This is a genomic window from Trabulsiella odontotermitis (genome assembly GCF_001297775.1).
In the GTDB taxonomy this organism is placed as follows: domain Bacteria; phylum Pseudomonadota; class Gammaproteobacteria; order Enterobacterales; family Enterobacteriaceae; genus Trabulsiella; species Trabulsiella odontotermitis.
Genome location: NZ_LIFX01000001.1, coordinates 292,632 through 316,513, shown reverse-complemented (window position 1 = coordinate 316,513; position 23,882 = coordinate 292,632). Strand labels below are relative to the sequence as shown.

Sequence of the window (23,882 nt, the reverse complement as noted above, 5' to 3'; positions counted from 1 at the left end):
CGCTTTACTATACTGCGCCGCCCGGTGAAAAGAAAGTCCGTCTCGCTGCGCTTAACCAATATTAACATGATATATATCAGCAGGTTATACGATATTCATTTTGCTGGCTTTGCAGCGTGTTATCTCCATCACAAAAATAGTCGATCAAGAAATAAACAGTTAAATGATCCTTTAATCGCGATCAGAATCACAAATGATACAAAAGTAACATGATAATGTTTCGATAATATCATTGCAGTGTGATTGTTTCAGAGAGGAAGTAAACATGGATATCGCGGTTATCGGCTCTAACATGGTTGATCTCATCACCTACACCAACCAGATGCCAAAAGAGGGGGAAACCCTCGAAGCACCCGCATTCAAGATTGGCTGTGGTGGAAAGGGCGCAAACCAGGCGGTCGCGGCCGCTAAGCTCAATTCCAGAGTGATGATGCTGACCAAAGTCGGCGATGACATTTTTGCTGACAACACCATCCGTAATTTAGAATCCTGGGGCATTAACACCACCTACGTTGAAAAAGTGCCCTGCACCAGCAGTGGTGTGGCGCCAATCTTTGTTAATGCCAATTCCAGCAACAGTATTCTGATTATCAAAGGTGCGAATAAATTTTTGTCGCCGGAAGATATTGACCGCGCGGCAGAAGATCTGAAGAAGTGTCAGTTAATTGTTTTGCAACTCGAAGTCCAGCTCGAAACGGTTTATCACGCCATTGAGTTTGGTAAAAAACATGGCATTAAGGTGCTATTAAACCCGGCTCCTGCGTTACGTGAACTGGATATGTCTTATGCCTGTAAATGTGATTTCTTTATTCCTAATGAAACCGAACTGGAAATACTCACAGGTATGCCAGTTAATACATACGATAATATTCGCATTGCCGCCCGCTCGCTATTAGAAATGGGGCTGAACAATATTATTGTTACCATGGGTGAAAAAGGCGCGCTATGGATGACCCGCGAGCAGGAAGTCCACGTGCCGGCTTTCAACGTTAATGCTGTCGACACCAGCGGCGCAGGCGATGCCTTTATTGGCTGCTTTGCGCATTACTATGTCCAGAGTGGTGACGTGGAATTCGCGATGAAAAAAGCCGCTCTCTTTGCCGCGTTTAGCGTTACCGGGAAAGGCACTCAATCGTCTTATCCCAGCATTGAACAATTCAATGAGTATCTGGCGTTAAACGAAAAATAAAACTCTGTACAGTTAAAGGTAGCACTATGAACGATAAAAACATCGTTCAGATGCCTGACGGGTATCTGAATAAAACCCCTCTGTTCCAGTTTATTTTGTTATCCTGTTTGTTTCCACTATGGGGATGCGCCGCTGCGTTAAATGATATTCTCATTACCCAGTTTAAAAGCGTATTTTCACTGAGTAACTTTGCTTCTGCACTGGTGCAAAGTGCGTTTTATGGCGGTTATTTTTTAATTGCGATTCCGGCTTCGCTGGTGATTAAAAATAGCACCTATAAAGTCGCGATATTAATTGGCTTAACGCTTTATATCGTCGGGTGTACGCTGTTCTTCCCGGCCTCGCACATGGCAACCTACACCATGTTCCTGGCGGCGATTTTCGCTATCGCCATCGGTCTGAGCTTCCTTGAGACTGCGGCAAACACCTACAGCTCAATGATTGGCCCGAAACAATGGGCAACATTGCGCCTGAACATCAGCCAGACTTTTTACCCGATTGGCGCGGCCTCCGGCATTCTGTTGGGTAAATACCTGGTGTTCTCCGAAGGCGACAGCCTGGAAAAACAGATGGCAGGCATGACAGCGGAGCAGGTGCACAACTTCAAAGTGCTGATGCTCGAAAACACCCTGGAGCCCTATAAGTACATGATCATGGTGCTGGTGGTCGTGCTGGTGCTGTTCCTGTTTACCCGCTTCCCGAAATGTAAAGTCGAGCAGACCGCCACGCACAAGCGCCCGTCAGCCATGGACACGCTGCGTTATCTGGCGTCCAACTCGCGCTTCCGCCGCGGTATTCTCGCGCAATTCCTGTATGTCGGCATGCAGGTAGCCGTCTGGTCATTCACCATTCGACTGGCACTGGAGCTGGGAGATATCAACGAACGCGACGCCTCCAACTTCATGGTCTACAGCTTCGCTTGTTTCTTCATCGGGAAGTTTATCGCCAACATCCTGATGACGCGCTTCAACCCGGAAAAAGTGCTGGTGATGTACTCCGTCGTCGGCGCGCTGTTCCTTGCCTATGTCGCCCTGGCGCCGAGCTTCAGCGCGGTGTATGTCGCGGTACTGGTGAGCGTGCTGTTTGGGCCCTGCTGGGCAACGATTTATGCCGGTACGCTGGATACCGTTGATAACGAACACACCGAAATGGCGGGTGCGGTGATCGTGATGGCGATTGTCGGCGCGGCGGTGGTTCCGGCCATTCAGGGCTACGTCGCGGACATGTTCCATTCGTTACAGGTTTCCTTCCTGGTGTCGATGCTGTGCTTCGTCTACGTCGGTATTTACTTCTGGCGTGAGCTGAAAGTCCGTCGCACGCTGGGCGAAGAAGCCACGGCATCCTGAGGAGAACTTCCATGACTACCCGAATTCCGTTATGGCGCAGTCTGTTTACCGAACAGCCCCGCGTCCTGCTGGAAAACAGCGATTTCTCGGTCACCGCGTTTCGCTATGACAGCGGCATTGAAGGTTTACGCCTGCAAAACAGCCGCGGTCATCTGGTTATCCTGCCGTGGATGGGGCAGATGATCTGGGACGCGCAGTTCGATGGTCACGACCTGGCGATGCGCAATATGTTCAGCCAGCCCAAACCGGCGAAAGAGGTCGTCGAAACCTACGGCTGTTTCGCGTTTCACTCCGGGCTGCTGGCCAACGGTTGCCCGTCGCCGGAAGACACGCACCCGCTGCATGGCGAAATGGCCTGCGCGACCATGGACGATGCCTGGCTGGAGCTTGACGGCGACACGCTGCGCATCGGAGGCGGTTATGAATACGTCATGGGCTTTGGCCATCACTATCAGGCAAGCCCGACGGTGGCGCTGCATAAAGAAAGCGCGCTGTTTGACATCACCATGTCGGTAACCAACCTCGCGTCAGTGGCGATGCCGCTGCAGTACATGTGCCACATGAATTACGCCTATGTGCCGCAGGCGACCTTTGAGCAGAATTTCCCTGACGAGGCGCTGACGCTGCGGGAGTCCGTTCCGGCGCACGTGAAGCCGACGCCGCAGTGGCTGGCGTTCAACCAGCGCATTCTGCAGGGCGAGGTGTCGCTTAAAACGCTCAATGCGTCAGAGTTCTGCGATCCGGAAATCGTCTTTTTCGGCGATAAGCTCGACCGTTACACCCGGACGCCGGAATTTAAGATGATCGCGCCCGATGGCACCACGTTCGTTACCCGGTTCTCCAGTAATGAGCTGAATTATGTGACGCGCTGGATCCTCTACAACGGCGATCAGCAGGTGGCGGCGTTTGCGTTACCGGCGACCTGTCGCCCGGAAGGGTTCCTGGCCGCACAACGCAACGGCAGCCTGATCGAACTGGCGCCACAGCAGACCCGTACGTTCCACGTCACCACCGGGGTGATGTGACCCCCCCTTCCTGAGATTGTCCGTTTTCACGCGCTTATCGTCACGGTAAGCGCGTTTTTTTATCTGTCTGTCGACTTGCAAGGAATTCCCTTTATGATGTGAACGCAGAGACAACGTGAGAGGTTGCATGATCTGGTTGATGTTGGCCACGCTGGTGGTCGTCTTTATTGTGGGATTCCGGGTGCTGACCTCTGATTCCCGTCGTGCTATCCGTCGCCTGAGCGAGCGCCTGGCAATCACGCCGGAGCCGGTGGAATCGATGATCGATCAGATGGGCAAACCCGCAGGCAACGAATTTCTCCGCTATCTGGAAAGACCGAACGAGGCGCATCTGCAAAACGCGGCGCAGGTGTTACTGATCTGGCAGGTATTTATCGTCGACGGCAGCGAACAGAACATGCGCTACTGGCATCGCCTGATGCAAAAAGCGCGGCTCGACGCGCCGATCACCGATGCCCAGCTTCGTCTGGCGCAGGGGTTTCTGCGCGAGCTGGAGCCAGATCACTGGGAACTCATCGCCTTCCAGACCCGCTACAACGCGCTGTATCTGCCGGAAGAGGGCGTTCACTGGCTGCACTGAGCCGCCGGAAAAGTTGGCAAAACGTTAAATACGTCACAGTTAAAATGATACACTGCGCAACCCGCCACCCTTTTCCGGACAGCCGATAACCGATGAGTGAATGCGCAGAAAGTAAAAAACCCGCTGATGTGATGTCCCGCGCTAACTGGTCAGCCGTTTTTGCGGTCGCGTTTTGTGTGGCGTGCCTGATTACCGTGGAATTTCTGCCGGTCAGCCTGCTGACGCCGATGGCGCAGGATCTTGGCATCACCGAAGGCGTGGCCGGGCAGTCGGTCACCACCACCGCGTTTGTGGCGATGTTCGCCAGCCTGTTTATCACGCATGTCATCGGTAAAACCGATCGCCGCTACGTGGTGATCCTCTTTGCCGTACTGCTGACACTCTCCTGCCTGCTGGTCTCGTTTTCCAACAGTTTTGCCCTGCTGTTACTGGGACGCGCCTGTCTGGGCCTCGCGCTTGGCGGCTTTTGGGCGATGTCGGCCTCGCTGACGATGCGTCTCGTGCCGCCGCGCGTGGTGCCGAAAGCGCTGTCGGTGATTTTTGGCGCTGTATCGATTGCGCTGGTGATCGCCGCCCCGCTGGGCAGTTTTCTCGGCGGTATTATCGGCTGGCGCAATGTGTTTAACGGCGCGGCGTTGATGGGGCTGCTGTGCATTATCTGGGTGGTGAAGGCGCTGCCGTCACTGCCCGGCGAAACGGCGCAGCAACAGAACATGTTTGGCCTGCTGAAGCGCCCTGGCGTGCTGGCGGGCATGATTGCGATTTTCATGGCTTTTGCCGGTCAGTTCTCGTTCTTCACCTACATTCGCCCGGTGTATATGACCCTGGCCGGGTTTGACGTCGATGGCCTGACGCTGGTGCTGCTGAGCTTTGGTATCGCCAGTTTCGTCGGTACCTCGTTGTCGTCGGTCATTCTTAAACGCTCGGTGAAAGCCGCCCTGGCCTGTGCGCCGCTGGTGCTGGCATTAAGCGCGGTGACGCTGATGCTCTGGGGCCATGACAAAATTGTCGCCTCGGCTGTGGCGATTATCTGGGGCTTCGCGTTTGCGCTGGTGCCGGTCGGCTGGTCAACATGGATCACCCGCTCGCTCTCCGACCAGGCGGAAAAAGCCGGTTCCATTCAGGTGGCGGTGATCCAGTTGGCGAACACCTGCGGTGCGGCGGTCGGCGGCTTTGCGCTCGACCATTTCGGGCTGCTGTCGCCGCTGGCGCTGTCCGGCACGCTGATGCTGCTGACGGCGCTGCTGGTGGCGACGAAGGTGAAGATTAAGTAAGCGCTTACAGCCCCGGTTTCACTCTTCGGCGCGAATCCAGCGAAATCAGGATCACCGAGGAGAGGATCAACAACGTGCCGAGCCAGTCGAGCAGCGTAAAGGTCACGCCCAACAGCAGCAGGGAAAGCAGCGCGCTGCTCAGCGGCTCCGTACAGCTCAGAATGCTGGCTTTTGGCCCGCCAATCAGCTGCGCGCCTTTCAGATACAGGCTGAAGGTCAGGGCGGTGCCGATCACCACGAAGTAGAAAAAGGCCAGCACCAGATTACCGGTGATAGCGACGTGCGCCCCCTGCGCGGCGTAAAACGGCAACAACACGATGCCGCCAAGCAGCATGCTCCAGCCGACGATTGGCAGTGTGCCGTAGCGGGCGATAAGCGTTGACGGAAAGGTGGTGTAAAACGCCGCGGCAAACGCGGAAGCAATCCCCCAGAACAGCGCCGCCGCGGAGATAGAGAGCGATGTCGGGTTACCATGAGTGACCAGTAAAAACGTGCCGATAAGTGACGTCAGAATCGCGATCATCACCAGCACGCCCGGACGTACGCGTTTCGCCAGCGCAAACCACGCGACAATGATTGTCGGCGAGAGAAACTGCAGCACGGTGGCGGTCGCGGCGTTGGATTTTTCGATGGTCAGCAGGAAGGTCAGTTGCACCGTCAGTGCCCCCACCAGCGTGAAAATCAGCAGGTTCAGGGCGTCTTTACGGTGACGGAAAACGGCGAAAATCTTGTCGCCGTGAACAAAAGACAACGTTAACAGGATAGTGCCCGCAAACAGCAGGCGCGTCATGGTCAGAAACCCCGACGACATCTGGCTCTGTTCCATGATGTACTGCGCACAAACGCCTGAACTGCCCCACAAAATGGCGGCGATCAGCACGTTCATCATCCCTTTTCTGCTGGAGCCCATGATGTCCTCTTCGCTGTTTTCTCTCACTTTTTGCGTCGGAGGACATCATAGCACAGGGATTTCGGCATCAGCTTAAATCCACATCCTTGCTGCCAAACAGCCAGGTCAGGGCAAAGCCGCAGAGATAGGCCACACAAAGCCCCGCCGCGTACACCGCCATGCCGGCGAAAATGCCGTGGCCGGAGGTCATCAGTGGCAGCGCCACCAGACCCGACGGGCCAAAGACCGTATTCAGCCCCACCGGCAGACCCATCCACGCCACCATACCGATGAAGAATCCGCCGCAGGCGCCGCCCAAACAGGCGGTGACGAACGGTTTCATGCGCGGCAGCGTCACGCCGTAAATCAGCGGTTCGCCAATGCCGAGGAAACCGGGGATGATCGCCCCTTTAATTTGTGTACGCAGCAACGCGCCTTTCTTTGCCCGGAAAAAGAGCGCCAGCGCCGCGCCGACCTGCCCCGCGCCCGCCATCGCCAGAATGGTGAACAGCGAGTTGAAACCCTGGGCGTCCATGAGCGCAAAATAGACAGGCACAAACCCCTGATGCACGCCGAACATCACGGCCAGCAGGAACAGCCCTGCCAGTACCGCTGATCCGAACGGGTTGCCATTAAGATGCAGGAACAGCCACGACATGCCGGTAAACAGATAACCACCGAGCGGCATGATAACGATAAAGGTGATGGCGCCCATGATCAGCAGCGTGATGGCGGAGGTAAGGATCATATCGAGGTTGGCAGGGATGACGCTGCGCACCCGTTTTTCCACCCATGCACCCAGCATGGAGGCGATCAGCACGCCGATGATGTTGCCGCGCGGATCGATGCCGTGACCGAAGAACGTTGAAATGCCCGAGTAGAAACCGCTGGTGGCGTCCGGGTTGTAGCCAAGGACAAACAGCGACGCGATGATCGCCCCGTTGACGCCGGAGCCGCCGAAGGCTTTCTGCGCGTTATAGCCAATCAGAATGCTCAGAAAGGTAAACATACCCTTGCTGAATACTTTCATATAACCGATCAGCGCCACCAGCGTGGCGTTGGGATGTGCGTTTTCCAGCACGAACATCTGCTCGGCCAGCGTCGCAAAGCCGAGCAGCAGCCCGACGGCGATAAACCCGGGAATTAACGGCGTGAAGATGGTGGCGAACTTCGCCAGAAATTTCTGTACGCTGCTGGTTTGCTTGCCTTTCAACTCCTGCTTTTTGGCGGCCGCCATCTCCTGCAGTGACGGGTTGTCGGCTGCGGGCGCGGCGTCGAGCAACTGGTTCATCATCTCCGCCGCGGTGTGGGCCTTACCGGGGCCGAGCACTACCTGGAATTGCTCATCGCTGACAATCACCCCCAGCACGCCGTCGATCTGGCGGATGGCGGCCACGTCGGCCTGGCTGTCATTGCGCAGCGTCAGACGCAGACGCGTCATGCAGTTCCCGGCCTGCGCCACGTTTCCGGCACCGCCCACGTGGGACAGGATCCGGGCTATCATCTCTTGTGTTATTTTCGCCATTCATGATGTCCTGTGTGGAGTTCAGGCGTGTTTCAGCGCCTGACGGATATAGCCGTGATTCTCGGCCAGCAGAGTACGTGCCTCGTCGGCACTGAGATTCGCCAGCACCATCACGATGGCGGTTTTGCAGTGACGACCGCAGGCGGCCAGCGCCTGTTGCGCCGTGTCGCGCGAGCATTCGGTGGCTTCCATTACAATGGAGACCTGGCGCTCAATTAGTTTCGCGTTGGTCGCTTCCACATCTACCATCAGGTTGCTGTAGACCTTACCGACGCGGATCATGGCGCCCGTGGAAATCATGTTTAGCACCAGTTTCTGCGCGGTGCCTGCTTTCAGGCGTGTGGAGCCGGTAACCACTTCCGGGCCGACCACCGGGGTGATAGCGACGTCCGCCAGTTGCGCCATTTTGCCGTGCGGGTTGCAACTGACAATCGCCACGAAGGCGTTGCAGGTTTTCGCGAATTCCATCGCGCCGATGACGTACGGCGTGCGCCCGCTGGCGGCCAGCCCCACCAGCACATCGCGCTCGCTGAACTGGATGGCCTGCAGATCGGCAGCGCCCTGCGCTTTGTTGTCCTCAACGTTTTCCACTGCGCTGAGAATGGCTTTATGCCCGCCAGCAATCAGCCCCACCACCTGCTCCGGGCGCGTACCAAACGTCGGCGGGCATTCGCTGGCGTCAAGAATGCCCAGTCGCCCGGACGTACCCGCGCCGATGTAAATCAGACGCCCGCCTGCCTGAATCGCTGCGGCAACGCGATCAACCACCTGCGCGATCTGCGGCAGATAAGGAGTAATGGCGTGTGGCACCTGCTGGTCTTCGTGGTTGATCACCGCCAGCATCGCTTCGGTGGAGAGCGTGTCGATGTCAGCGCTGTTGCTGTTGCGGCGTTCGGTCAGTAACTTACTCAGGTCAATACTCATTTTTACCTCGTTTTCATGCACCTGTGTCTTTCTAAGGAATATTATATTCCAAATTACGGAGGAGTGAATGGAATTAATTATTACAGAAACGATTACTGAAGCTGATCAGAATGAATTGCTCGCCGGGCTAAAGGAGTATAACCGCCCGTTTATTGGTGGCATCGGCTGGGGTGAGCTGGCGGTATATGCCCGCGATGACAGTGGCAAAATGACGGGTGGGTTGATTGCCAAATGCCGGGGTGACTGGCTGAGCATTGACTATTTGTGGGTCAGTGACGAGGAAAGAGGCAGCGGTCTGGGGAGCCAGATCATGCAAGCGGCGGAGGACGAAGCACGCGAGAGGGGTTGCCTTCACGCGCTGGTGGATACTTTCAGCTTCCAGGCACTGCCGTTTTATCAAAAAAAGGGTTATCAGTTGCAAATGACACTGGACGATTTTCCCGTGAAGGGTATTCAGCGCCACTACCTGTCGAAGGCGCTTTAGCCGCCGATCCCCTAACCCATCACTAAGCCGTGCGGGCAATCTGCTGGAGCGCGAGGCGCAGCGCGGGCGCCGCGAAATCGATGAATTTGCGTAACTTCAGCGGTGTGAGATCGCGCGAGGCGTAGAGCAGATGCACCGGTACTGGTGGTGGCTCGAAAGCGTCGAGGATCAGCGACAGCTCACCGCGCCGCAGCCCTTCGATGGCCTGATAATGCAGCAGTCTCGCCACGCCTGCGCCCAGCCGGGCGGCGTCGGCGGCGGCTTCCGGGTTGGTGACGGAGAGCGCCGGGCGCTGTTCCTGCGAGCGCCAGTAGCTGAACGGCATCGGCGATTCAATACGAATGTACGGCAGCGTGGCGAGGGCTTCCGGCCTGGCGGGGGTACCGTACTTTTCCAGCAACGCCGGGCTGGCGCAGGTGACGATACGCATCTCCCCCGCGCGGGTCGCCACCATGGAGCTGTCCGGCAACTGGCCGATGCGCACCGCGAGATCGACATGTTCGCCAATCAGGTCGACGTTGCGGTCGCTCAGCAGCAGGCGAAGGGTGATTTGCGGGTAGCGGGCGAGAAACTCCGTCACCACCGGCAGCACATACAGGCGACCAAACATCGTCGGGGCGCTGATCGCCAGTTCCCCTTTCGGTTCCTGATATTCCCCTGTGGCGCGCCGTTCGGCGTTTTCCACCTCTTCCAGAATGCGTTGCGCAGCCGCGACGTAATCCACACCGGCATCCGTCAGCGTAAGTTTGCGGGTGGTGCGCGTCAGCAGGCGTACGCCGAGACGGTTTTCCAGCTCGGCAATGTTGCGGCTGACAGTGGTTAACGGCGTATTCAGCGCCCGCGCCGCCGCCGACATGCTACCCAGTTCGCTGACCTTCACCAGTAGCGCCATGGCTTCCAGACGATCCATGATTCTCCCGTTTTTCGGAAAGATGTTTGCTGAACTCTCAGTATTATCATTTGTGCTGGCAGAGTCCATCATCGCGACAGAAGACAGCAACGTGATGCAGAGGTGAATGATGGCCCTGGGATTTCTCGACATCGCCATGACACCGGACGTAATGGACGTTCAGCATGAAATGGGCAGCGATGCGCTGTGGCAGCACCCGCGTCCCGGACGGACGTCCGACCGGTTTACTGCCAGTGAAGAAGCGATGATCGCCAGTCGCGACAGTTTTTACATGGCAACGGTGTCGCAAAGTGGCTGGCCGTACCTTCAGCATCGTGGCGGGCCCGCAGGGTTTCTGCGGATGATTGACGACAAAACGCTGGCGATGGCCGATTTCAGCGGTAACCGGCAATACATTACCAGCGGGAATCTGCGTGGCAGTGATCGCGCCTGTTTGTTTTTGATGGATTACCCACGCCGTGCCAGGCTGAAAATCTATGCCACCGTTGAGGTGTTCGTGCCGGAAGCGGCACCGGAACTGCTGGCACAGGTGACGCTGCCTGACTATCGCGCCCGCATTGAACGGGTGTATCTGTTTCACCTGATGGCGTTTGACTGGAACTGTCCGCAGCACATCACGCCGCGCTACACCACGCAGCAGGTGGCTGAATACAGCCAGACGCTGCAAACACGCATCGCGGAGCTGGAACACGAAAACCAGCAACTCAAAGAGAAATTAACATCGAAGGGAGAAGATCATGTCTGAACAACGACCGCCGCTGCCGCCGTTTACGCGGGAGAGCGCTATCCAGAAAGTGCGTGCCGCCGAAGATGGCTGGAACAGCCGCGATCCGCAGAAAGTGTCGCTGGCGTATTCGCCGGACAGCGTCTGGCGCAACCGCAGCGATTTCGTCACAGGGCGCGCGGAGATTGTCGAATTCCTCGCCCGCAAATGGCGCCGCGAACAGGAATATCGCCTGATTAAAGAAATCTGGGCCTACAGCGATAACCGTATCGCCGTGCGTTTTGCCTATGAATGGCACGACGACAGCGGCAACTGGTTCCGCTCCTACGGCAACGAGAACTGGGAATTTGACGAGAACGGCCTGATGCGCAAGCGCTTCGCCAGCATCAACGATTTACCGATTACCGACAGCGAGCGCCTGTTCCACTGGCCGCAGGGCCGCCGCCCTGACGACCATCCGGGGTTAAGCGACCTCGGGCTGTAAATCGTCATGCCGCCCTTTCCCCGCAGAGAAAGGGCGGGCGATTAATGCCAGCAAAAGTGATGCACCACCTGGGTGATCAGCTCGCGGGTGGGTTTGATAAAACGGGTTTCGAGATATTCATCCGGCTGATGCGCCTGATTAATAGAGCCGGGGCCGAGCACCAGCGTCGGACAGCGGGTCTGAATAAACGGCGCTTCGGTACAGTAGTTCACCACGTCGGTATGCGTCCCGAGCAGCTTTTCCACCACCTGCACCAGCTGATGGTCCGGCGGGCATTCATAACCGGGGATCGGCGGGTGCAGTTCCGACACCGTCAGCCTGCCCGGCCAGCGTTCGCTGACCGGCGCCAGCGCCTCATTCAGCAGGCCGTTTAAATCTGCCAGCGTCATGCCCGGCAGCGGGCGAATATCCATATGCAGCTCACAGCAGGCGCAAATACGGTTTGATGCATCACCGCCGTGAATGGCACCGAGGTTGAGCGTCGGATATGGCACGGTGAAAGCATCGTAGTGATAACGCGATTTCAGATCATCGCGCAGGTGCAGAATATGGCCGATGGCGTCGTGCATCAGTTCAATAGCATTCACCCCGCGCGCCGGATCACTGGAATGACCCGACTGGCCGAGCACACGCACGGCGGTGGAGATATGGCCTTTATGGGCGCGAACCGGTTGCAGCGAGGTTGGCTCGCCGATGATGGCGCAGTCCGGGCGCAGGGCGGTGGTTTCGGCAAAATAACGCGCCCCCGCCATGCTGGTCTCTTCGTCGGCGGTCGCCAGAATGTAGAGCGGTTTTTTCAGTTGCGTCACGTCAACGTCACGCAGGGCATCAAGAATAAAGGCAAAAAAGCCTTTCATGTCAGCGGTACCGAGACCGTAGAGCTTGTTGTCATGTTCGGTCAGGGTAAAGGGATCGCGCGTCCAGCGTCCGTCGTCAAAGGGGACGGTATCTGTGTGTCCTGTGAGTAACAGTCCGCCTGCGCCGCTGCCGGTACTGGCCAGCAGGTTGAATTTATTGCGCGTTCCCGGCACCGGCTGTATCTCGACGTTGAACCCGATAGAGGCGAACCAGTCGGCCAGCAGATTGATTAAAGTCGCATTACTCTGATCGAGCGCTTCTTCCGTTGCGCTGATTGAAGGAGTAGCGATTAACGCGCGATAAATCTCGAGAAATGGCGGTAAATCGTTTTTCATTGTTGACACACCTCAGGTCATGATAGTATCAATATTCATGCAAAATTAGTGAATAAAAATACATTATCGTTGAGCTTAAAGGAACCCGATGTTGAATACGCTGATTGTAGGCGCCAGCGGTTATGCAGGTGCTGAGCTGGTGGGTTACATAAATCGTCATCCGCATATGAACATAACCGCTTTGACGGTCTCAGCGCAAAGCAATGATGCAGGAAAGTTAATATCTGATTTGCATCCGCAGCTGAAAGGCGTGGTGGATCTGCCATTGCAGCCGATGTCAGACATCAGCGAATTCAGCGGTGGCGTGGACGTGGTGTTTCTCGCCACCGCGCATGAAGTCAGCCACGATCTGGCACCGCAGTTCCTGGCGGCCGGTTGCGTGGTGTTCGATCTCTCAGGGGCGTTTCGCGTCAACGATGCCGCCTTCTATGAAAAATTCTACGGTTTCACTCATCAGCACCCGGAATGGCTGGCGCAGGCGGCCTACGGGCTGGCGGAGTGGAACGCCGATGCGGTGAAAGAGGCGAACCTGATTGCGGTGCCGGGTTGTTATCCGACGGCGGCGCAACTGGCGCTGAAACCATTGATTGATGCCGGGGTGCTCAATCTGAACCAGTGGCCGGTGATCAACGCCACCAGTGGCGTCAGTGGCGCGGGGCGAAAAGCCGCGATGTCCAACAGTTTCTGCGAAGTGAGCCTGCAGCCGTACGGCATTTTTAATCATCGCCATCATCCGGAAATCACCACCCATCTGGGCGCAGAGGTGATTTTCACGCCGCATCTGGGTAACTTTAAGCGCGGGATCCTCGAAACCATCACCTGTCGTCTGAACGCAGGCGTGACCCGCGCGCACATTGCGGAACTCTATCAGCAGGCGTATGCCAGTAAACCGCTGGTGCGCCTGTATGACACTGGCGTCCCGGCGCTGAAAGGTGTCGAAGGGCTGCCGTTCTGCGATATCGGTTATGCGGTGGATGGCGAACATCTGATTATCGTGGCAGCGGAAGATAATCTGCTGAAAGGCGCTGCGGCTCAGGCGGTGCAGTGCGCAAACATTCGTTTCGGCTACCCCGAAACGCAGTCTCTTCTTTAAGGTGTGATGATGATGAATCCTTTAATTATCAAACTCGGTGGTGTACTGCTGGATAGTGAAGAGGCGCTGGAGCGCCTGTTTACCGCGCTGGTTAATTATCGTGAATCTCATCAGCGCCCGCTGGTTATCGTTCACGGTGGTGGTTGTGTGGTGGATGAGTTGATGAAACAGCTCAACCTGCCGGTGAAAAAGAAAAACGGCCTGCGCGTCACGCCTGCTGATCAGATTGACATCATCACCGGCGCGCTGGCGGGAACGGCAAACAAAACGCTGCTGGCGTGGGCGAAGAAACACCATATTCCGTCTGTTGGTCTCTATCTTGGCGATGGCGATAGTGTAAAAGTGACCCAGCTCGATGAAGCGCTTGGTCATGTTGGACTGGCGCAGGCCGGTTCGCCTGAGCTGATTACCTTGTTGCTTAATGGCGGTTTCCTGCCGGTGGTCAGCTCTATTGGCGTCACTGACGAAGGGCACCTGATGAACGTCAATGCTGATCAGGCGGCGACGGCGCTGGCGGCAACGCTGGGCGCGGATCTTATCCTGTTGTCGGACGTCAGCGGTATTCTGGACGGCAAAGGCCAGCGCATCGCCGAAATGACGGCGGCCAAAGCGGAACAATTGATTGACCAGGGTATTATCACCGACGGTATGATTGTAAAAGTGAATGCGGCGCTGGATGCGGCCCGTACCCTGGGCCGCCCGGTGGATATCGCCTCGTGGCGGCATGCGGACCAGCTCCCGGCGCTGTTTAACGGCACGCCGATTGGCACACGTATTCTGGCGTAAGATTTATTGCATATCTGTAGGCCCGGTAAGCACAGCGCCACCGGGCGAAACTCACGATTAAAGGAAGCAAGTTATGGCACTTTGGGGCGGGCGTTTTACTCAGGCAGCAGATCAACGGTTCAAACAGTTCAACGACTCTTTGCGCTTTGACTATCGCCTGGCGGAGCAGGATATCGTTGGCTCTGTGGCCTGGTCGAAAGCGCTGGTGACGGTGGGTGTGCTGACCGCAGACGAGCAGCAGCAACTGGAAGCGGCGCTGAACGTGCTGCTGGAAGAGGTCCAGGCGAACCCGCAGCAAATCCTCGACAGCGACGCGGAAGATATTCACAGCTGGGTGGAAGGGAAACTCATCGATAAAGTCGGTCAGTTGGGTAAGAAACTGCACACCGGTCGTAGCCGTAATGACCAGGTTGCCACCGATCTCAAACTGTGGTGCAAAGATACCGTTGGCGAATTGCTGACGGCGAACCGCCAGTTGCAAAGCGCGCTGGTGGACACGGCGCAGAACAATCAGGACGCGGTGATGCCGGGCTACACGCACCTGCAACGCGCCCAGCCGGTGACCTTTGCGCACTGGTGCCTGGCCTATGTCGAAATGCTGGCGCGTGATGAAAGCCGCCTGCAGGACGCGCTGAAGCGTCTGGATGTCAGCCCGCTGGGCTGCGGCGCGCTGGCGGGAACGGCGTATGAAATCGACCGCGAACAACTGGCGGGCTGGCTCGGTTTCGCCTCGGCGACCCGCAACAGTCTCGACAGCGTTTCTGATCGCGACCATGTGCTGGAGCTGCTGTCTGACGCGTCCATCGGCATGGTGCATCTGTCGCGTTTTGCAGAAGATCTGATTTTCTTTAACTCTGGCGAAGCCGGGTTTGTTGAGCTGTCTGACCGTGTGACTTCCGGTTCGTCGCTGATGCCGCAGAAGAAAAACCCGGATGCGCTGGAGCTCATCCGCGGTAAATGCGGTCGCGTGCAGGGCGCGCTGACCGGCATGATGATGACGCTGAAAGGGCTGCCGCTGGCCTACAACAAAGATATGCAGGAAGACAAAGAGGGGCTGTTCGATGCGCTCGATACCTGGCTCGATTGCCTGCATATGGCGGCGCTGGTGCTGGACGGCATTCAGGTGAAGCGTCCACGTTGCCAGGAAGCGGCGCAGCAGGGTTATGCGAATGCCACTGAACTGGCAGATTACCTGGTGGCGAAAGGTGTACCGTTCCGCGAAGCACACCACATTGTGGGCGAAGCGGTGGTTGAGGCGATTGGTCAGGGCAAGCCCCTGGAAGCGCTGGCGCTGGCGGATCTGCAAAAATTCAGCAGCGTGATTGGCGACGATGTCTACCCAATCCTGTCGCTGCAGTCCTGTCTCGACAAGCGTGCGGCAAAAGGCGGCGTCTCACCGACGCAAGTAGCGCAGGCGATTGCCGCGGCAAAAGCGCGTCTGGTGTAGCGTGCAGGCAAAAAAAAGCGGACCACGGGGTCCGCAAAAGTTCACGTTGGCTTTAGTTATTTGAGAGAAACAGTGCGAAACTCTCCGAACGGCGGTGGCTTCAAGGGTTAACGAGATACCGCTTCGTTTCTGGGTGTATTATTGAACAGAAAGCTTGATAGGGATAATCGTTCGTTGCTATGCTACCTATCGCCATGAACTATCATGGCGATGGAGGATGAATAATGAATATTCGTGATCTTGAATACCTGGTAGCGTTAGCCGAACACCGCCATTTTCGCCGTGCCGCAGATTCCTGCCACGTCAGCCAGCCCACCCTGAGCGGGCAGATTCGTAAGCTGGAAGATGAGCTGGGTGTGATGCTGCTGGAACGCACCAGTCGTAAAGTGCTGTTCACCCAGGCAGGCTTGCTGCTGGTGGATCAGGCGCGGACTGTGCTGCGTGAGGTCAAAGTGCTCAAGGAGATGGCGAGCCAGCAGGGAGAAACCATGTCCGGGCCGTTGCATATTGGCCTGATACCTACCGTCGGTCCCTATCTGTTGCCGCATATTATCCCGATGCTGCACCAGACCTTCCCGAAGCTCGAAATGTACCTCCACGAAGCGCAAACACATCAACTGCTGGCGCAACTGGACAGCGGTAAACTCGACTGTGCCATCCTGGCGCTGGTCAAAGAGAGTGAAGCGTTTATTGAAGTCCCGCTGTTTGATGAGCCGATGCTGTTGGCTATCTACGAAGATCACCCGTGGGCGAATCGTGATCGTGTCGCCATGTCCGATCTGGCTGGTGAAAAGCTGTTGATGCTGGAAGACGGGCACTGCCTGCGCGATCAGGCGATGGGGTTCTGTTTTGAAGCGGGTGCTGACGAAGACACGCATTTCCGCGCCACCAGCCTGGAAACGCTGCGCAACATGGTGGCCGCCGGGAGTGGTATCACGCTGCTGCCTGCACTGGCCGTGCCGCAGGAGCGCAAACGCGACGGCGTGATTTATCTGCCGTGCATTAAGCCGGAACCGAAACGTACGGTGGGTCTGGTCTACCGTCCGGGATCACCGCTGCGCAGCCGCTATGAGCAGCTGGCAGAGGCCATCCGTGGTGCGATGGATGGCCATTTCGACAAGCCGTTAAAAGAGGCGGTTTAAGCCGTTCAGCGCCGCTACCCGATAGGCTTCCGCCATGGTCGGGTAGTTGAAGGTGGTGTTAACGAAGTACTCAATGGTGTTGCCACCACCTTTCTGCTCCATAATCGCCTGACCGATGTGAATAATCTCGGCCGCGCGCTCACCAAAGCAGTGAATGCCCAGGATCTCTTTCGTTTCACGGTGGAAGAGAATTTTTAGCGTCCCGACGTTCATCCCGACAATTTGCGCCCGCGCCAGATGCTTAAACTGCGCGCGTCCGACCTCATACGGCACTTTCATCGCCGTCAGTTGCTGTTCGGTTTTGCCGACAGAGCTGATTTCCGGGATGGTGTAGATGCCGGTGGGAATGTCTTCCACCAGGTGCGCGGTGGCTTCGCCTTTGATCATCGCCTGCGCGGCAATGCGGCCCTGATCGTATGCCGCCGAGGCGAGGCTCGGGTAGCCAATTACGTCGCCCACCGCGTAGATGTGCGGCAGCGCGGTCTGGTACATGCTGTTGACCTTCAGCTGACCGCGGCTGTCCGCTTCCAGACCGATGTTTTCCAGCGCCAGCGAGTCGGTGTTACCGGTGCGTCCGTTGGCGTACAGCAGGCAGTCGGCTTTCAGTTTTTTCCCGGACTTCAGGTGCATGATGACGCCGTCATCCGTCCCTTCGATTTTCTCGTACTCTTCGTTGTGGCGAATCACCACGCCGCTGTTCCAGAAGTGATAAGAGAGGGAATCCGACATCTCCTGATCGAGAAACGCCAGCAGGCGGTCGCGGGTGTTGATCAGATCCACTTTCACGCTCATTCCGCGGAAGATAGACGCATATTCGCAGCCAATCACCCCGGCACCGTAAATAATCACGTGGCGTGGTTCGTGGTGCAGCGACAGAATAGAGTCGCTGTCATAAATGCGCGAATGCGAAAAATCGACATCGTTCGGGTGATAGGGGCGTGAGCCGCAGGCGATAACAAATTTCTCGGCAGTGACCGTTTCGACGGAGCCGTCGTGGCACTCCAGCGCCAGGGTGTGTTCGTCAATGAAATGGGCGTTGCCCTGCAAAATCTCGCAGTGGTTGCGCTCATAAAAGCCTTGCCGCATCTGTGTTTGCTGATTAATGACGCTGTCGGCGTGATTGAGGATATCGGCAAAAGAAGAACGGAGGAGTCGGGTGTGATCGCTGTAGAGGGGGTTCTGGTTAAATTCGATGATGCGGCTGACTGCGTGTCGCAGCGCTTTCGACGGGATAGTCCCCCAGTGAGTACAACCGCCGCCGACGTTATGATAACGCTCAATAACGGCGACACGGGCTCCCTGTTTTACCAGACCCATTGCAGCACCTTCGCCGCCGGGGCCGGAACCTATCACAATTGCATCGTAATCGTAGGAATGTGGCATGGTAAGGCTTACCTGTTCTTATACATAAAAGCAACAGAATAATAACATCATCAGCGCGATAACCCAATTATCGTTGTGCTTTTTTACCACGCGAAAGCACAATCAGCGCGTAAACAATCATTCACAAAGCAGTGCGAATCACGTAGCGTTATTCTCTGGTATAGTGCCAGCAGGGCCTTTGGAAGGATTCAGACATCGTGATGGGCGTAAGAGCGCAACAAAAAGAGAAAACCCGGCGTTCGCTGGTCGAAGCCGCATTTAGTCAGTTAAGCGCAGAGCGCAGTTTCGCAAGCCTCAGCCTGCGCGAAGTGGCGCGCGAGGCAGGGATTGCGCCAACCTCTTTCTATCGTCACTTTCGCGACGTGGACGAGCTTGGGTTGACGATGGTCGATGAGAGCGGTCTGATGCTGCGCCAGTTGATGCGGCAGGCGCGTCAACGCATTGCTAAAGGCGGCAGCGTGATCCGCACGTCCGTCTCTACATTTATGGAATTTATTAGCAATAACCCTAACGCCTTCCGCTTATTGTTGCGTGAACGTTCCGGAACATCCCCCGCGTTTCGTGCCGCCGTCGCGCGTGAAATTCAGCACTTTATTGCGGAACTCGCGGACTATCTGGAAATCGAAAACCATATGCCACGTGCCTTTACCGAAGCACAGGCTGAAGCGATGGTCACCATCGTGTTCAGCGCAGGCGCGGAGGCGCTGGATGTTGGCGCGGAACAGCGTCGGCAATTAGAAGAGCGACTGGTTTTACAGCTGCGGATGATCTCCAAAGGCGCGTATTACTGGTATCGCCGGGAGCAGGAAAAGAGTTCACATCATTCCGACCAGGTGAAGGAAAAGTAATGAAACAGTCAGTGCAGGATAAAGGTACGCTCTTGCTGGCCCTGGTTGCCGGCTTATCGATCAACGGTACATTCTCAGCGGTTTTCAGCGCTATTGTGCCTTTCTCCATCTTCCCGATTATCTCGCTGCTGCTGGCGGCTTACTGCCTGCATCAACGCTATCAGAACCGCACCATGCCGGTCGGCCTGCCGGGTCTGGCCGCGGCTTTTTTCATCCTCGGCGTGCTGCTTTACAGCACCGTCGTGCGCGCAGAATACCCGGATATCGGCTCCAACTTCCTGCCTGCCGTGCTGTCGGTGGTGATGGTGTTCTGGATTGGTTTCCGCCTGCGCAGCCGTAAAGACGACATCTCCGAATAGCTCTGAAAACCCCCGTGACGCCGCCGGGGGTTTTTATTTCTCTGATTTATGCCCTCCGGTTATAGCAAATCTTTTTTTATTCTTTAATCATTGGATCGCTTTCTGGCAGGCTGTTTTCATCACAACACAGCATAAGAGAGCGGGCGATGAAAAAGTGGCATTTGGGGTTAACGCTTTTGCTGGTCTCTACCAGCATTCTGGCAAAGGATATTCAGTTATTAAACGTATCGTATGATCCGACACGCGAACTGTATGAACAGTACAACAAAGCATTCAGCGCGCACTGGAAACAGGAAACCGGCGATAACGTGGTGATTCGCCAGTCGCACGGCGGATCGGGCAAACAGGCGACGTCGGTGATCAACGGTCTTGAAGCGGACGTGGTCACCCTCGCGCTGGCCTATGACGTTGATGCCATTGCCGAGCGTGGCCGCATCGATAAAAACTGGATCAAGCGCCTGCCGGATAACTCCGCACCGTACACCTCCACCATCGTTTTCCTGGTGCGTAAAGGCAACCCGAAACAGATCCACGACTGGAACGATTTGATTAAGCCGGGCGTGTCGATCATCACCCCGAACCCGAAAAGCTCCGGCGGCGCTCGCTGGAACTATCTGGCGGCCTGGGGTTACGCGCTGCACCATAACAATGGCGATCAGGCAAAAGCGCAGGAATTCGTGAAAGCGCTGTTTAAAAACGTGGAAGTGCTGGATTCCGGTGCCCGTGGCGCCACCAACACCTTCGTGGAACGCGGTATCGGTGATGTGCTGATTGCCTGGGAAAACGAAGCGCTGCTGGCGACTAACGAGCTGGGTAAAGACAAGTTTGAAATCGTCACCCCGAGCGAATCGATTCTGGCTGAGCCGACCGTTTCTGTCGTCGACAAAGTCGCCGAGAAAAAAGGCACTCAGGCCGTCGCGGAAGCCTATCTGAAATATCTCTACTCACCGGAAGGCCAGGAGATCGCGGCGAAGAACTTTTATCGCCCGCGTGATCCGGCGATAGCGAAAAAATATGACAGCGCATTCCCGAAACTGAAGCTGTTTACCATTGATGAAGAGTTTGGCGGCTGGACGAAGGCACAGAAAGAGCACTTCTCCAACGGCGGTACCTTCGATCAGATCAGTAAGCGGTAAATACGAAAAAAGTATGCGGCCCTGCGGGGCCGTTTTTATTTGGTCATCATTATGCTGTACTCTTCCGGTTCGCATTCAACCAGAGAAAGCACAATGAGAAGAATACGACGTATATTGCTGGTGCTGCTGATTATCGTGGTGGCCGTCATCGCTGGCGGCTGGTACTGGCTGCATTCCGGCAACCCTGACGCGCTGCGCGACAAGGTGTTAGGCGAGTGCGTGCCTAAGGCGCAACAACAACAGCCGACCGCGCCCTGTGACGAGGTGAATTTGCAGGGCGGTTATGTCCTGTTCAAGGATCGCAATGGCCCGTTGCAGTATCTGTTAATGCCAACGTACCGCATCAACGGTACCGAAAGCCCGCTGCTGCTCGACCCGCGGACGCCGAACTTTTTCTGGCAGGCGTGGCAGGGGCGTAACATGCTGAGCAAGCGTCACGGCGCACCAGTACCGGATGAGGCCGTCTCACTGGCGATCAACTCGCGTATCGGCCGGACGCAAAACCATTTCCATATTCATATTTCCTGCCTGCGAAAAGATGTCCGTGAACAGCTTAACGGCGATATGGCGTCTGTCAGCACGCGCTGGCTGCCGTTGCCGGGCGGACTGATGGGGCACGAATATCTGGCGCGCCGGGTAACGGAAAGCGAGCTGGCGCAGCGCAGCCCGTTCCTGATGCTGGCGGAAGAGGTGCCGGAAGCGCGTGATCATATGGGGCGTTTTGCGCTGGCGATGGCGCAGCAGAGCGATGGTTCCTTTGTATTGCTCGCCACCGAGCGCAATCTGCTGACGCTGAACCTGGCATCTTCGGAAGAAATCCAGGATCATCAATGCGATATTCTGCAATAACTCACTAACTCCGGCATTTACCTGTCTCTTCTGTCGTCGTATTCTTGCTGAAAAAAACGACAGGAGACAGGTATGTCCTGGCTTTCACACCCTCTGTTTCTTCCATCTCTGATTGTTGGCGTCACCGTCCTGCTGTGGGCGACCTCGCTATTGCCGGAATTCATCACCGCACTGCTGTTTTTTACGGTGGCGATGATGGCAAAAGTCGCGCCAGCAGAGATGATTTTCGGCGGTTTCGCCTCTTCTGCCTTCTGGCTGGTGTTCAGCGGGTTTGTCCTCGGGATCGCCATTCGTAAAACCGGGCTGGCCGACCGGGCGGCGCGCGCACTGTCGTCGCGGCTGACCGACTCGTGGCTGCAAATGGTGGCGAGCGTGGTGCTGCTCAGTTATGCGCTGGCGTTTGTTATGCCGTCGAACATGGGGCGCATTGCGTTGTTAATGCCGGTGGTGGCAGCCATGGCGACCCGCGCCGGTATCCATGAAAACACCCGTGCCTGGTACGGGCTGGCGCTGGCGGTCGGTTTCGGTACCTTCCAGCTTTCTGCCACCATTCTGCCGGCAAACGTGCCGAATCTGGTAATGAGCGGGGCGTCGGAAGGTTCCTACGGCATTCATCTCAACTACGTGCCTTATCTGTTGCTCCACACGCCGGTGCTGGGGTGGCTGAAAGGCATGATCCTGATTGGCCTGATTTGCTGGCTGTTTCCGGGCAAACCACACCCGCCGCGCGAACTGACGCCGCCGCCGCCGATGAGCGCAGACGAAAAACGGCTGGCCTGGATGCTGGCGGTGGTGCTGACCCTGTGGGTCACCGAGAGCTGGCACGGCATTGGCCCCGCGTGGACCGGGCTTGCTGCCGCCTGCGTGACACTGCTGCCACGCATCGGGTTTATCAGCGGGGAAGAGTTCTCGACCGGCGTGAATATTCGCACCTGCATTTACGTCGCCGGGATCCTCGGACTGGCCATTATCGTCACGCAAACCGGTATTGGCGACGCAGTAGGCGGTGCGCTGCTGAAGGTGATGCCGCTCGACCCGCAACGCCCGTTCGTCAGTTTCCTCGCGCTGACCGGGATCACCACGGCGCTGAACTTCATTATGACCGCCAATGGCGTACCGGCGCTGTATACGACGTTTGCGCAGAGCTTTGCCGATGCCACCGGGTTCCCGCTGTTAAGCGTGATCATGATTCAGGTGCTGGGGTATTCCACACCGCTGTTGCCTTATCAGGCGTCGCCGATTGTGGTGGCGATGGGATTAGGAAAGGTGCCTGCGCGGGCGGGGATGATGCTGTGCGTGGCGCTGGCGTTAGCGAGCTATCTGATTCTGCTGCCACTGGATTATCTGTGGTTCAGGGTGTTGGATCAGTTGTAGTCGTTTTGTAGGGCGGGTAAGCGCAAGCGCCACCCGCCACAACAGCATTACGCCTGTTTAGCGGCTTCAGCTGCTTTAACGATCACCGCGAAAGCGTCTGCTTTCAGGGATGCACCGCCAACCAGCGCGCCGTCAATGTCCGGCTGGGTGAACAGTTCTGCCGCGTTAGACGCGTTAACAGAACCGCCGTACTGGATGATGACCTGCTGAGCGATTTTCGCATCAGCTTTTGCGATATGGTCACGGATAAATTTATGTACCGCCTGTGCCTGCGCCGGGGTGGCAGATTTGCCGGTACCGATCGCCCAGACTGGCTCGTAAGCGATAACCACGCCTTCGAACGCGGAAGCGCCCTGCGTTTTCAGCACTGCGTCAATCTGACGTGCGCACACTTCTTCGGTTTTGCCCGCTTCGTTTTCTGCTTCGGTTTCACCGATGCACAGTACCGGGGTCAGACCCTGTTCTTTCAGCACAGCAAATTTTTTGGCGATGAATTCGTCGGATTCTTTGTGGTAGGTGCGACGCTCAGAGTGGCCGATGATGATGTATTTCGCGCCGATATCTTTCAGCATTTCAGCGGAGGTTTCACCGGTGAATGCGCCGGACAGGTTAACGTCAACATTCTGCGCGCCCAGGATGATGTGGCTGCCAGCAGCGGCCTGTTTCGCCAGATCAAGGTACATTTCCGGCGGAGCGATGGCGACGTCACAACCCGTTACGCCTGCCAGTTCTTTACGCAGGTTCGCAACCAGTTCGTTAACCATGTGGCGGCTGCCGTTCAGTTTCCAGTTACCCATCACTAAAGGATGTCGCATTTTAATTCTCCACGCTACAAAAGCGAATTAAGGAATATCACCACCCGTCAGGGCAGCATTGTCTGTGAAACAGTATAGAGATTGATGACCCGGATGGCTTTGC

Annotated in this window: 24 protein-coding genes; 17 read left to right on the top strand and 7 right to left on the bottom strand. The window is 56.5% G+C overall.

Annotated features, from left to right (window positions below; all coding sequences use genetic code 11):
* The first annotated feature begins 265 nt into the window (after nt 1-265).
* From rbsK to nepI, 5 genes are all read left to right on the top strand, one after another.
* On the top strand, nt 266-1,189 hold the full coding sequence (rbsK, locus tag AOY23_RS01460) for a ribokinase (RefSeq protein ID WP_054178077.1): 924 nt from the start codon (nt 266-268) through the stop codon (nt 1,187-1,189).
* Nucleotides 1,190-1,215: 26 nt separating this feature from the next.
* Nucleotides 1,216-2,535: an L-fucose:H+ symporter permease gene (gene fucP, locus AOY23_RS01455; RefSeq protein WP_054178076.1), complete on the top strand. Its 1,320-nt coding sequence runs from the start codon at nt 1,216-1,218 to the stop codon at nt 2,533-2,535.
* A gap of 11 nt (nt 2,536-2,546) precedes the next feature.
* Nucleotides 2,547-3,560: an aldose 1-epimerase family protein gene (locus AOY23_RS01450; protein WP_054178075.1), complete on the top strand. Its 1,014-nt coding sequence runs from the start codon at nt 2,547-2,549 to the stop codon at nt 3,558-3,560.
* Between the two features lie 127 nt (nt 3,561-3,687).
* Nucleotides 3,688-4,140: a DUF1198 domain-containing protein gene (locus AOY23_RS01445; protein ID WP_054178074.1), complete on the top strand. Its 453-nt coding sequence runs from the start codon at nt 3,688-3,690 to the stop codon at nt 4,138-4,140.
* 92 nt (nt 4,141-4,232) lie between these two features.
* Nucleotides 4,233-5,414 carry a purine ribonucleoside efflux pump NepI gene (gene nepI, locus AOY23_RS01440; protein ID WP_054178073.1) on the top strand — a complete coding sequence of 394 codons (1,182 nt, stop codon included), beginning with the start codon at nt 4,233-4,235 and terminating at the stop codon, nt 5,412-5,414.
* A 4-nt stretch (nt 5,415-5,418) separates the two neighbouring features.
* Here the strand turns inward: nepI and AOY23_RS01435 are convergent, their stop codons facing one another.
* The 3 genes from AOY23_RS01435 to murQ all read right to left on the bottom strand — a co-directional run bounded on the left by AOY23_RS01435 (nt 5,419) and on the right by murQ (nt 8,752).
* Nucleotides 5,419-6,324 carry an EamA family transporter gene (locus AOY23_RS01435; RefSeq protein WP_054178072.1) on the bottom strand — a complete coding sequence of 302 codons (906 nt, stop codon included), beginning with the start codon at nt 6,322-6,324 and terminating at the stop codon, nt 5,419-5,421.
* A gap of 67 nt (nt 6,325-6,391) precedes the next feature.
* Complete coding sequence (gene murP / locus AOY23_RS01430) at nt 6,392-7,828, bottom strand: PTS N-acetylmuramic acid transporter subunit IIBC (RefSeq protein ID WP_054178071.1); 1,437 nt, start codon at nt 7,826-7,828, stop codon at nt 6,392-6,394.
* 21 nt (nt 7,829-7,849) lie between these two features.
* Nucleotides 7,850-8,752: an N-acetylmuramic acid 6-phosphate etherase gene (gene murQ / locus AOY23_RS01425; RefSeq protein ID WP_054178070.1), complete on the bottom strand. Its 903-nt coding sequence runs from the start codon at nt 8,750-8,752 to the stop codon at nt 7,850-7,852.
* A gap of 67 nt (nt 8,753-8,819) precedes the next feature.
* On the opposite strand from murQ, the gene AOY23_RS01420 reads away from it, so the two are divergent.
* Nucleotides 8,820-9,236 (top strand): GNAT family N-acetyltransferase, encoded by a 417-nt coding sequence (locus AOY23_RS01420; RefSeq protein WP_054178069.1) that lies wholly within the window; start codon nt 8,820-8,822, stop codon nt 9,234-9,236.
* 22 nt (nt 9,237-9,258) lie between these two features.
* On the opposite strand, the gene AOY23_RS01415 is transcribed toward AOY23_RS01420, so the two are convergent.
* The gene (locus AOY23_RS01415) at nt 9,259-10,146 is read right to left on the bottom strand and encodes a LysR substrate-binding domain-containing protein (RefSeq protein WP_054178068.1); all 888 of its coding nucleotides are present in this window, start codon (nt 10,144-10,146) and stop codon (nt 9,259-9,261) included.
* A gap of 109 nt (nt 10,147-10,255) precedes the next feature.
* Here AOY23_RS01415 and AOY23_RS01410 point away from each other — a divergent pair, with 109 nt between their 5' ends.
* Together AOY23_RS01410 and AOY23_RS01405 are read left to right on the top strand one after the other, a co-directional pair.
* Nucleotides 10,256-10,891 carry a pyridoxamine 5'-phosphate oxidase family protein gene (locus tag AOY23_RS01410; protein ID WP_054178145.1) on the top strand — a complete coding sequence of 212 codons (636 nt, stop codon included), beginning with the start codon at nt 10,256-10,258 and terminating at the stop codon, nt 10,889-10,891.
* The gene (locus tag AOY23_RS01405; protein ID WP_054178067.1) at nt 10,884-11,354 is read left to right on the top strand and encodes a nuclear transport factor 2 family protein; all 471 of its coding nucleotides are present in this window, start codon (nt 10,884-10,886) and stop codon (nt 11,352-11,354) included. The genes AOY23_RS01410 and AOY23_RS01405 overlap by 8 nt, the downstream gene beginning before the upstream one ends.
* Before the next feature lie 41 nt (nt 11,355-11,395).
* Here the strand turns inward: AOY23_RS01405 and argE are convergent, their stop codons facing one another.
* Entirely contained in the window at nt 11,396-12,547 is a 1,152-nt protein-coding gene (argE, locus tag AOY23_RS01400) for an acetylornithine deacetylase (protein ID WP_054178066.1), read from the bottom strand.
* Between the two features lie 88 nt (nt 12,548-12,635).
* On the opposite strand from argE, the gene argC reads away from it, so the two are divergent.
* From argC to oxyR, 4 genes are all read left to right on the top strand, one after another.
* A complete protein-coding gene (gene argC / locus AOY23_RS22445; RefSeq protein WP_054178065.1) occupies nt 12,636-13,640 on the top strand; it encodes an N-acetyl-gamma-glutamyl-phosphate reductase in 1,005 nt (334 codons plus the stop codon).
* A gap of 9 nt (nt 13,641-13,649) precedes the next feature.
* Nucleotides 13,650-14,426, top strand: a complete 777-nt coding sequence (gene argB, locus AOY23_RS22440) for an acetylglutamate kinase (protein ID WP_152958345.1) — start codon at nt 13,650-13,652, stop codon at nt 14,424-14,426.
* A 73-nt stretch (nt 14,427-14,499) separates the two neighbouring features.
* Nucleotides 14,500-15,873 carry an argininosuccinate lyase gene (gene argH / locus AOY23_RS01385; RefSeq protein ID WP_054178064.1) on the top strand — a complete coding sequence of 458 codons (1,374 nt, stop codon included), beginning with the start codon at nt 14,500-14,502 and terminating at the stop codon, nt 15,871-15,873.
* Between the two features lie 224 nt (nt 15,874-16,097).
* Nucleotides 16,098-17,015, top strand: coding sequence for a DNA-binding transcriptional regulator OxyR (gene oxyR, locus AOY23_RS01380; protein WP_038161162.1), 918 nt, complete (start codon nt 16,098-16,100; stop codon nt 17,013-17,015).
* Here the strand turns inward: oxyR and sthA are convergent.
* Nucleotides 16,998-18,398, bottom strand: coding sequence for a Si-specific NAD(P)(+) transhydrogenase (gene sthA / locus AOY23_RS01375; protein ID WP_054178063.1), 1,401 nt, complete (start codon nt 18,396-18,398; stop codon nt 16,998-17,000). The two genes, oxyR and sthA, sit on opposite strands and share 18 nt — an antisense overlap.
* Before the next feature lie 197 nt (nt 18,399-18,595).
* Here sthA and fabR point away from each other — a divergent pair, with 197 nt between their 5' ends.
* The 5 genes from fabR (at nt 18,596) to AOY23_RS01350 (ending at nt 22,964) form a co-directional block, all read left to right on the top strand.
* On the top strand, nt 18,596-19,246 hold the full coding sequence (gene fabR / locus AOY23_RS01370; protein WP_038161157.1) for an HTH-type transcriptional repressor FabR: 651 nt from the start codon (nt 18,596-18,598) through the stop codon (nt 19,244-19,246).
* Nucleotides 19,246-19,605: a YijD family membrane protein gene (locus AOY23_RS01365; RefSeq protein WP_054178062.1), complete on the top strand. Its 360-nt coding sequence runs from the start codon at nt 19,246-19,248 to the stop codon at nt 19,603-19,605. The genes fabR and AOY23_RS01365 overlap by 1 nt, the downstream gene beginning before the upstream one ends.
* Before the next feature lie 146 nt (nt 19,606-19,751).
* Nucleotides 19,752-20,741 carry a sulfate ABC transporter substrate-binding protein gene (locus AOY23_RS01360; protein ID WP_049848718.1) on the top strand — a complete coding sequence of 330 codons (990 nt, stop codon included), beginning with the start codon at nt 19,752-19,754 and terminating at the stop codon, nt 20,739-20,741.
* A gap of 93 nt (nt 20,742-20,834) precedes the next feature.
* Nucleotides 20,835-21,590: a CDP-diacylglycerol diphosphatase gene (locus AOY23_RS01355; RefSeq protein WP_054178061.1), complete on the top strand. Its 756-nt coding sequence runs from the start codon at nt 20,835-20,837 to the stop codon at nt 21,588-21,590.
* Nucleotides 21,591-21,662: 72 nt separating this feature from the next.
* Nucleotides 21,663-22,964 carry an SLC13 family permease gene (locus AOY23_RS01350; protein WP_054178060.1) on the top strand — a complete coding sequence of 434 codons (1,302 nt, stop codon included), beginning with the start codon at nt 21,663-21,665 and terminating at the stop codon, nt 22,962-22,964.
* A gap of 47 nt (nt 22,965-23,011) precedes the next feature.
* On the opposite strand, the gene tpiA is transcribed toward AOY23_RS01350, so the two are convergent.
* On the bottom strand, nt 23,012-23,779 hold the full coding sequence (tpiA, locus tag AOY23_RS01345) for a triose-phosphate isomerase (protein ID WP_054178059.1): 768 nt from the start codon (nt 23,777-23,779) through the stop codon (nt 23,012-23,014).
* Nucleotides 23,780-23,882: the final 103 nt, after the last annotated feature.

Bases quoted from the DNA above. Each gene is read 5' to 3' on its own strand.
- rbsK (WP_054178077.1), top strand. From the start codon at position 266: ATGGATATCGCGGTTATCGGCTCTAACATGGTTGATCTCATCACCTAC.
- fucP (WP_054178076.1), top strand. From the start codon at position 1,216: ATGAACGATAAAAACATCGTTCAGATGCCTGACGGGTATCTGAATAAA.
- AOY23_RS01450 (WP_054178075.1), top strand. From the start codon at position 2,547: ATGACTACCCGAATTCCGTTATGGCGCAGTCTGTTTACCGAACAGCCC.
- AOY23_RS01445 (WP_054178074.1), top strand. From the start codon at position 3,688: ATGATCTGGTTGATGTTGGCCACGCTGGTGGTCGTCTTTATTGTGGGA.
- nepI (WP_054178073.1), top strand. From the start codon at position 4,233: ATGAGTGAATGCGCAGAAAGTAAAAAACCCGCTGATGTGATGTCCCGC.
- AOY23_RS01435 (WP_054178072.1), bottom strand. From the start codon at position 6,324: ATGGGCTCCAGCAGAAAAGGGATGATGAACGTGCTGATCGCCGCCATT.
- murP (WP_054178071.1), bottom strand. From the start codon at position 7,828: ATGGCGAAAATAACACAAGAGATGATAGCCCGGATCCTGTCCCACGTG.
- murQ (WP_054178070.1), bottom strand. From the start codon at position 8,752: ATGAGTATTGACCTGAGTAAGTTACTGACCGAACGCCGCAACAGCAAC.
- AOY23_RS01420 (WP_054178069.1), top strand. From the start codon at position 8,820: ATGGAATTAATTATTACAGAAACGATTACTGAAGCTGATCAGAATGAA.
- AOY23_RS01415 (WP_054178068.1), bottom strand. From the start codon at position 10,146: ATGGATCGTCTGGAAGCCATGGCGCTACTGGTGAAGGTCAGCGAACTG.
- AOY23_RS01410 (WP_054178145.1), top strand. From the start codon at position 10,256: ATGGCCCTGGGATTTCTCGACATCGCCATGACACCGGACGTAATGGAC.
- AOY23_RS01405 (WP_054178067.1), top strand. From the start codon at position 10,884: ATGTCTGAACAACGACCGCCGCTGCCGCCGTTTACGCGGGAGAGCGCT.
- argE (WP_054178066.1), bottom strand. From the start codon at position 12,547: ATGAAAAACGATTTACCGCCATTTCTCGAGATTTATCGCGCGTTAATC.
- argC (WP_054178065.1), top strand. From the start codon at position 12,636: ATGTTGAATACGCTGATTGTAGGCGCCAGCGGTTATGCAGGTGCTGAG.
- argB (WP_152958345.1), top strand. From the start codon at position 13,650: ATGATGAATCCTTTAATTATCAAACTCGGTGGTGTACTGCTGGATAGT.
- argH (WP_054178064.1), top strand. From the start codon at position 14,500: ATGGCACTTTGGGGCGGGCGTTTTACTCAGGCAGCAGATCAACGGTTC.
- oxyR (WP_038161162.1), top strand. From the start codon at position 16,098: ATGAATATTCGTGATCTTGAATACCTGGTAGCGTTAGCCGAACACCGC.
- sthA (WP_054178063.1), bottom strand. From the start codon at position 18,398: ATGCCACATTCCTACGATTACGATGCAATTGTGATAGGTTCCGGCCCC.
- AOY23_RS01365 (WP_054178062.1), top strand. From the start codon at position 19,246: ATGAAACAGTCAGTGCAGGATAAAGGTACGCTCTTGCTGGCCCTGGTT.
- AOY23_RS01360 (WP_049848718.1), top strand. From the start codon at position 19,752: ATGAAAAAGTGGCATTTGGGGTTAACGCTTTTGCTGGTCTCTACCAGC.
- AOY23_RS01355 (WP_054178061.1), top strand. From the start codon at position 20,835: ATGAGAAGAATACGACGTATATTGCTGGTGCTGCTGATTATCGTGGTG.
- AOY23_RS01350 (WP_054178060.1), top strand. From the start codon at position 21,663: ATGTCCTGGCTTTCACACCCTCTGTTTCTTCCATCTCTGATTGTTGGC.
- tpiA (WP_054178059.1), bottom strand. From the start codon at position 23,779: ATGCGACATCCTTTAGTGATGGGTAACTGGAAACTGAACGGCAGCCGC.